Annotated in this window: 7 protein-coding genes and 1 pseudogene; all 8 read right to left on the reverse strand. The window is 70.3% G+C overall.

Annotation, left to right across the window (positions count from 1 at the left end; all coding sequences use genetic code 11):
• A pseudogene (locus VEC04_RS06085) lies at nt 1-772 on the reverse strand (polyribonucleotide nucleotidyltransferase); the annotation flags it as partial.
• A 308-nt stretch (nt 773-1,080) separates the two neighbouring features.
• Nucleotides 1,081-1,350, reverse strand: a complete 270-nt coding sequence (rpsO, locus tag VEC04_RS06090; RefSeq protein ID WP_298744151.1) for a 30S ribosomal protein S15 — start codon at nt 1,348-1,350, stop codon at nt 1,081-1,083.
• Nucleotides 1,351-1,361: 11 nt separating this feature from the next.
• Nucleotides 1,362-2,294, reverse strand: coding sequence for a tRNA pseudouridine(55) synthase TruB (gene truB / locus VEC04_RS06095; RefSeq protein WP_324774857.1), 933 nt, complete (start codon nt 2,292-2,294; stop codon nt 1,362-1,364).
• Complete coding sequence (rbfA, locus tag VEC04_RS06100; RefSeq protein ID WP_324774859.1) at nt 2,294-2,731, reverse strand: 30S ribosome-binding factor RbfA; 438 nt, start codon at nt 2,729-2,731, stop codon at nt 2,294-2,296. The genes truB and rbfA overlap by 1 nt, the downstream gene beginning before the upstream one ends.
• A 60-nt stretch (nt 2,732-2,791) precedes the next feature.
• A complete protein-coding gene (locus VEC04_RS06105; RefSeq protein WP_324774861.1) occupies nt 2,792-3,502 on the reverse strand; it encodes a DUF2459 domain-containing protein in 711 nt (236 codons plus the stop codon).
• The gene (locus VEC04_RS06110; RefSeq protein ID WP_324774863.1) at nt 3,499-4,170 is read right to left on the reverse strand and encodes a hypothetical protein; all 672 of its coding nucleotides are present in this window, start codon (nt 4,168-4,170) and stop codon (nt 3,499-3,501) included. Before VEC04_RS06110 ends, VEC04_RS06105 begins: the two co-directional genes overlap by 4 nt.
• Nucleotides 4,171-4,208: 38 nt before the next feature.
• Nucleotides 4,209-4,721: a hypothetical protein gene (locus tag VEC04_RS06115; RefSeq protein ID WP_324774865.1), complete on the reverse strand. Its 513-nt coding sequence runs from the start codon at nt 4,719-4,721 to the stop codon at nt 4,209-4,211.
• A 167-nt stretch (nt 4,722-4,888) separates the two neighbouring features.
• On the reverse strand, nt 4,889-7,360 hold a 2,472-nt coding region (gene infB / locus VEC04_RS06120; protein WP_324774867.1), incomplete at its 5' end, for a translation initiation factor IF-2.

A 7,360-nucleotide genomic window follows, 5' to 3' on the forward strand; every position in this document is an offset into this window, starting at 1 on the left:
TGTAGGCCGTCTTGATGTCCTCGCCGACCAGTTTCTTGATCGAGGCGACGACGTCGGAGTGGTCCTCGGCCTGGAAGTCGAAGGGCTCCTTGGCGGCGTGCTCGGCCAGGTCGATGATCGCGTCGATGACCGGCTGCATGCCGCGGTGGGCGAACATCAGGGCCTCGAGGAAGGTCTCTTCCGAAAGCTCCTTCGCTTCCGACTCGACCATCATCAGGGCGTCCTGGGTACCGGCGACGACGAGGTCGAGGTCCGAGTCCGGCATCTGGTCGAGAGTCGGGTTCAGCACCAGCTCGCCGTCGATGTAGCCGACGCGCGCGCCGCCGATCGGGCCCATGAACGGCACGCCCGAGATAGTCAGGGCCGCAGAGGCGGCGATCATGCCGAGCACGTCGGGGTCGTTCTCCATGTCGTGCTGGAGGACGGTGACGATGACCTGGGTCTCGTTCTTGAAGCCCTTGACGAACAGCGGGCGGATCGGACGGTCGATCAGGCGGGAGACCAGCGTCTCTTTCTCGGTCGGACGGCCTTCACGCTTGAAGTAGCCGCCCGGGATCTTGCCGGCGGCGAAGGTCTTTTCCTGGTAGTTGACGGTCAGCGGGAAGAAATCCAGGCCCGGCTTGGGCGCGCGGCCGTAGACGACGGTCGCCAGGACCACGGTCTCGCCGTAGGTCGCCAGCACGGCGCCGTCGGCCTGACGGGCGATGCGGCCCGTTTCCAGCGTCAGCGGGCGCCCGGCCCACTCGATCGTCTTGCGTTTGATATCGAACATGTTTCGTCTTTCGTATCCCGCGGGCGGATTCCGCGCGGGGTCCCATCAGTGGGTGGAGCGTCGGGCGTTCAGTCCTTCGGTCCATGGGCCGCCGCGCCATCGCGACAGACCCGGGAGTGGTTGAGGACCGGTGTTCAGCCCTCGCGTCATGCGCCGGATAACCCCGCGGCGCGCGGGTTGGTTCTTACTTGTCACGCTTCCCGGACGGCAAACCGGAAGCCCATTTTGCCTGGAAGCGTTTGAATGCGGAACGAGGCGCGGGCATGGCCCGCGCCTCGAAAAACTCTTCCGCCCGTTCCCGGCGCCCCTTAGCGGCGCAGGTTCAGCTTGGTGATCAGCGCCGTGTAGCGCTCGCGATCAACCTTCGACAGGTGGTCAAGAAGGCGACGGCGCTGCGAGACCATCTTGAGCAGGCCGCGGCGCGAGTGGTTGTCCTTCTTGTGCGTCTTGAAGTGCTCGGTGAGGTTGGCGATGCGTTCCGAGAGGATCGCGACCTGGACCTCCGCCGAACCGGTGTCGCCCTCGGTGCGGGCGTTGTCGGCGATGACTTCGTGCTTGCGTTCAGCAGTAATCGACATCGGGTATGCTCCTACTGGAGGTTAAAAACGCGGTCGGGTTCAAAGCGACCGGCCCGCAACTGACCGAGAGCAACGAGGGTCTGGCCCTGAAAGGCTGAAACAGTTCTGGAGCCCTCCCGAAGGCGGCTCTTCAACGTTTCGACCTGTCGGGGGAGCAGAACGATCGGCCGTCCCTGCCGAAGCGAGAAGGCGTCTTGATCCGTCACGGCCAGCTCCGGGATGTCGTCCAGGGCGGTCGCTACGGGAAGCAAGCCTTCCGAGGCGGCGTCCCTATGCACCAGATCGGTCAGGAAATCCAGCGATACGGCGTTTTCCGTCGAGAACGGCCCGACCCGCTCACGGCGCAGGGCTGAAACATGCCCCTCGGCCCCCAGCGCGGCCGCCAGATCGCGAGCCAGCGAACGCACATAAACGCCCTTGCCGGTGCGGATGGTCAGCTCGACATGGTCGGCGTCCGGCGCGTCGGTGACCGCCGCCTCGTGGATGGTCACCCGCCGCGTCGCCAGCTCGAAGTCCACCCCGTCGCGGGCCAGATCATAGGCCCGCTGGCCGTCCACCTTGATGGCTGAATACTGCGGCGGGACCTGGTCGATCTCGCCGGTGAAGGCCGGCAGGGCCGCGCGCACCGCCTCGACCGAAGGCCGCACGTCGGAGCGGGCGACGATCTCGCCCTCGCGGTCGAGACTGTCGGTAGAGACGCCCCAATTGATGGTGAAGCGGTAGACCTTCCCGGCGTCCATCATGAAGGGCACAGTCTTGGTCGCCTCGCCCAGGGCGATGGGCAGGATGCCGGAGGCCAGCGGGTCCAGCGTTCCGGCGTGCCCCGCCTTCTGGGCGTTGAACAGGCGCCGGATCTTCGACACCGCCTCCGTCGAACCCATCTCCAACGGCTTGTCGAGACAGACCCAGCCGTTGACGACGTCGCCCTTCTTGCGGCGCGCCATCAGAGGTCTTCGTCGGGCCGTGCGATATCCGCCTGCACCCGCGGATCGTCGAGCAGGCGATTGAGCCGCTCGGCCGCCGCGAAGCTCTCATCGTGGCGGAAGCGCAGATCGGGCGTAAAGCGCATGTCGATGCGCCGCCCCAGCACGCCGCGCAGGAATTTCGCATGGGCGTTCAGCGCCTTGACGATCTCGTCCACATGGCTCGCGACGGGGGCGCTGTCGACGCCGGCTCCGAGCGGCTCGACGAAGCAGGTGGCGTGCTTGAGGTCCGGCGAGAGGCGCACCTCGGTGACCGTCACCGACACGTCCTTCAGGGCCGGATCGTGGATCTCCTCCTCGCGCAGCACCTCGACGAGAGCGTGACGGATCAGTTCGCCGGCGCGGAGCTGGCGCTGGCTGACGGTTCCGGCCTTGGGATTGGGCTTGCGGCTGCTCATGATCGGGTCCTCATCGCCCGCCGGGGCTCGGACCCGGCTCGAAAAGCGAAGGGGCGCGGTCTAGTCCCGCGGAGCCGCGGTGTCCAGTTCGGACCGGTCGATGGCGGCCATCAGTTCCGACGAGACGATGGAGCGGAACGGCCGCACCGGCAGCCCCGCCGCATTCAGCACGCCCGACGTCCAGTGGTTGCACAGGTGGGCGATCGAGAAGGTCTCGCGGCTGGCGAAGAAGCGGGCGTCGTCCCCTTCGCGTGCGGCGGCGACGCGCGGCCCGCCGCTCGACAGGTCCAGCGACGCCTCGACATGGGCGGCCATGGCCTCGAACCCCTGCGGGGTCAGACGGAAGCTGCGGCGGCCGTCCTCGGCGAACAATTCGGTCGGGTCGCGCTGGGCCGGATCAAGCATGATCACCGAGGCGTTGCCGGGCCGGAAAAAGGCCCGCATTCCGTCGGGCAGGCGGCCTTCCATCGGGCTCTGGTCGACATAGAATTTGGCGTCGCCCCAGCCGATCAGAATCCAGTCGCCGGCCGGCAGGGCGCGCACCGCCTCGGCCAGCGGTCCGCCGCGCGCCTCCAGCGCCGCCCGCGGCACGGCCAGGTCGGTATGGAAACCGTTGTCGAGAAGGTGCAGCTCGACGCCGGGCGCATCCGCGGCCGCCCGCCACAGCGTCGGGTCGCCGGGCGCGGTCCAGGTCCACAGGGCGGCGCCCAGACCCACGGCGGCGGCGGCGCCGACGGCGCCGAGGCCGGTGCGGGAGCGCCTGTGCCTCATCGGGCCGAGAAACTCCACACGCCGCACAGGGCCGAGGGCGGCGTCGCGGGGTCCACCGTCCGGGTGCGGAACAGCATCAGGTCGACCCGGTCCCGGCGATGCAGCAGGGCGGCGACGCCGGCGGGCTGGCCGCCGCACAGGCTGAGCGGCGCCACGGCCTGCCCGCGCAGCGGCGGCACGACCTCTCGCAGTTCGATCTGGGCGTCGGCGGGCGCATCGAGGCGGGCGGCGAAGGTCTGGCCGGGCGCAAAGGCTTCGCGGCCGTTGGCGATGCGCAGCGGCCGGGTGCGCACGGCCTCTCCGTTCTCGAAGCGGAGCTCGGCGCCGACCACGGCCAGCGATCCGGTCGCGGCGCGGGTGGCCTCGTCGGCCGGCCCGTACTCGCCTTTCAGGATGGCCGTCGAACCGGGCTCCGCCGCCAGCGGGCGGGGCTCACCGGCCACCGCCGCCTTGAGGCCCTCGATTCCGTCGGCCGCGCCCGAGGGCAGGCGGCCAGCCCAGTCGGCGATGCGGCCCAGCGCGGGTCCAGTCTCGTCGCGCAGCGTCTCCCACGCCGCCACCGTCTGCTTCTGTTCGACGGCCAGCAGGAACAGCACCAGGCAGACGAACGACAGCGCGCCGGCGAGGCGTTTCATCGCGGTCTGCGGCTGGGCCGTGGCGGCGGTCATGCCGTAACCCTAGCGAGGGTCGGCGGCGAGGTGAACGCCTATCGCCCGACAGGGGCGCCGGAGTCGTCGGCCCCCCCCGCGGGCGGCATGGCCCACTCGCCGCGCCAGTTGTAGGTCAACTGCACGCAGTGGCGGTAGGCCCCGTCCGGCCAGCGGCCGACGGCGTGCAGGGTCAGCGGATGGCCGAGCTTGACCCGGCCCGCCACCAGCCAGACCTCGTCCGAGCCGGGGCAGAGGGCGCGCGACAGGGGGCGGCCGTCGCCCTCAGGGGTGATGTGATAGACCGTGCGCTCGCTCGAGCCAGCCGGCAGGACACCGCGCACCTCGCCGGGGCCGCCGCGGCGGATATCGGCGGCGCCGCGCTGCGAGGTGGAGATGATCCGCCGCACGCTGATGGCGCCGAACAGGCCGCGGTCGGCCTCCAGCGTCACCCCCCGGGTCAGGGCCTGGGTGATCCGGTCGGCGGCGTCGTAGGCCAGGTAGCGGGTCTCGGCCGCGGCCGGTCCGGCGACGGCGAGAAGGGCGAGGACGGGGACCAGGATGCGGCGCATGGGACGTTGATCCGTGAAGGATGAGGCGAAACGGCGGCATATCCTCCCCATTTCATGGGGAGGTGGCCCGGCGCGCAACGATGGGACGGAGGAGCCGGCGGCCGCGACGCGGACAGAGCCCCTCCACCGCTTCGCGGTCCCCCTCCCCACTGCGTGGGGAGGAAATCCTACTCAAGCGTGCGCTTGATCTCTTCGACCGTGAAGCACTCGATGTAGTCGCCGGCCTTGATGTCCTGGAAGCCCTGGAAATGCATGCCGCACTCCTGGCCCGACGGGACCTCGTTGACCTCGTCCTTAAAGCGCTTGAGCGTCGTGAGCGTACCCAGCTCCAGCACCACCACATCCTCGCGGATGATGCGGACCTTGGCGCCCTTGCGCACCACGCCCTCCGACACCCGGCAGCCGGCGATCTTGCCGGTCTTCGAGATGTCGAACACCTGCAGCACCTGGGCGTTGCCCAGGAAGGTTTCGCGCTGCAGCGGCGCCAGCATGCCCGAGAGCACGCCCTTCATGTCGTCGAGCAGGTCGTAGATGATCGAATAGTAGCGGATCTCCACGCCCTCGCGCTCGGCGAGGTCGCGGGCCTGCTTCGAGGCGCGGACGTTGAAGCCGAGGATCGGCGCACCGGCCGACTTGGCCAGCTGCACGTCGCTCTCGGTGATGCCCCCGGCGCCCGACATGACGGTGCGCGCGCGGACCTCCTCGTTGCCCATCTTGTCGAGCGAGCCGACGATGGCCTCGGCCGAGCCCTGCACGTCGGCCTTGATGACCACCGGCAGTTCGCTGATCTTCTTGGCGCCCAGCTTGGACATCATGTCGACCAGCGAGACCTGGTTGATCCCGCCCGTGGCCTTCTCGCGCTTCACGCGGGCGCGATACTCGGTCAACTCGCGGGCGCGTGCCTCGCTCTCGACCACGGCGAACGGCTCGCCCGGAGACGGCGCCTCGTCGAGGCCGAGAATCTCGACCGGAACCGACGGACCGGCCTCGGTCAGCTGTTCGTTGCGCTCGTTGAGCAGGGCGCGGACCTTGCCCCAGGCGGAGCCGGCCACGACGATGTCGCCGCGCTTCAACGTGCCGCGCTTGACCAGCACGGTGGCGACCGGGCCGCGGCCCTTGTCCAGCTTGGCCTCGATGACCACGCCTTCCGAGGAGCGTTCCGGATCGGCCTTCAGGTCCATGACCTCGGCCTGCAGCAGGATGCCATCGATCAGGCCGTTGAGGTTGGTCCGCTCCTTGGCCGATACCTCGATGATCTGGGTCTCGCCGCCCAGGCTTTCGGCGATGACCTCGTACTGCAGCAGCTCGTTGACCACCTTCTGCGGATTGGCGTCCGGCTTGTCGACCTTGTTGACCGCCACGATGATCGGGGCGTTGGCCGCCTTGGCGTGCTGGATGGCCTCGATGGTCTGGGGCATTACGCCGTCGTCGGCGGCCACGACCAGAACCACGATGTCCGTCACATTGGCGCCGCGCGCCCGCATGGCGCTGAACGCCGCGTGGCCCGGGGTGTCGAGGAAGGTGACGCGCTGGCCGTCTTGCAGACGCACCTGGTAGGCGCCGATGTGCTGGGTGATGCCGCCGGCCTCGCCCGCCGCCACGTCCGTGGTGCGCAGCGCGTCGAGCAGCGAGGTCTTGCCGTGGTCGACGTGGCCCATGATCGCCACGACCGGCGCGCGCGGCGTGGTCGCCTCGTCGTCGACGGCGTCGGACAGGAAGCCGGTTTCGACGTCGGACTCGGAGACCCGCTTGACGGACATGCCGTATTCGTCGGCGACGAGCTCGGCCGTGTCGGTGTCGATCACGTCGTTGATCTTCACCATCATGCCCTGACGCATCAGGAATTTGACGATGTCGACGCCGCGCACGGCCATCCGGTTGGCCAGATCGCCGACGGTGATGACGTCGGGGATGACGACCTCGCGCGGACGGTTCGGCGCGTCGGTGGAGCCGCCCTTGCGCTTTTCCTTCTCGCGTTCGCGGGCCCGGCGGACCGAGGCGAGCGAGCGCATCCGTTCGGCGGCGTCCTCGTCGCCGCCGGCCACGGCCTGGATGGTCAGGCGGCCTTCGCGGCGCTTGGGCTCGCCGCGCGTGCGGCTGACGGCCTTGCCGGGTCCGGCGTCCGAGAAACGCTTGTCGCGATCCTCCTCGGCCTTCGAGCCCGCGGGACGGCCGAAGCCGGCGCGGACCGGACGGGCGACGTCCGGCGTCGCCGGCGGAGCGTTCGGGGTCGGCCGGCCGCCGGGGCCGGTGCGCGGACCGCCGGGACGGGCGGCGCCGGGGGCGGGACGCGGGTTCAGGGCCGAATAGCGGACCGGCTCGGCCGGGCGGGCGGCGCCGCCCTGCGGACGGGCGGGGGCCTGCGGACGTTCGGCGTAGTTGCGCTCGCCGCCGCCCATGGCCGCTTCGCGGGCCGAGCGGCCGCCGAAGGCCGGACGTTCGGCGGGACCGCGGCCGGGGGCCTGCGGCTTGGGCGCACGCTGGCCGAAATTGACCACAGGGCGTGCCGGCGGGGCCGGACGGGCCGGAGGCGCGGCGGCCTCGGCAGGGGCAGGGGCCGGAGCGGGGGCGGGCTCGGGAGCCTTGGCCGGGGCGGCGGGGGCGGGGGCGGCGGGCTTGGCCGGCGCCTTCGCCGGGGC

The sequence above is a fragment of the Brevundimonas sp. genome (assembly GCF_035626535.1).
GTDB lineage: Bacteria > Pseudomonadota > Alphaproteobacteria > Caulobacterales > Caulobacteraceae > Brevundimonas.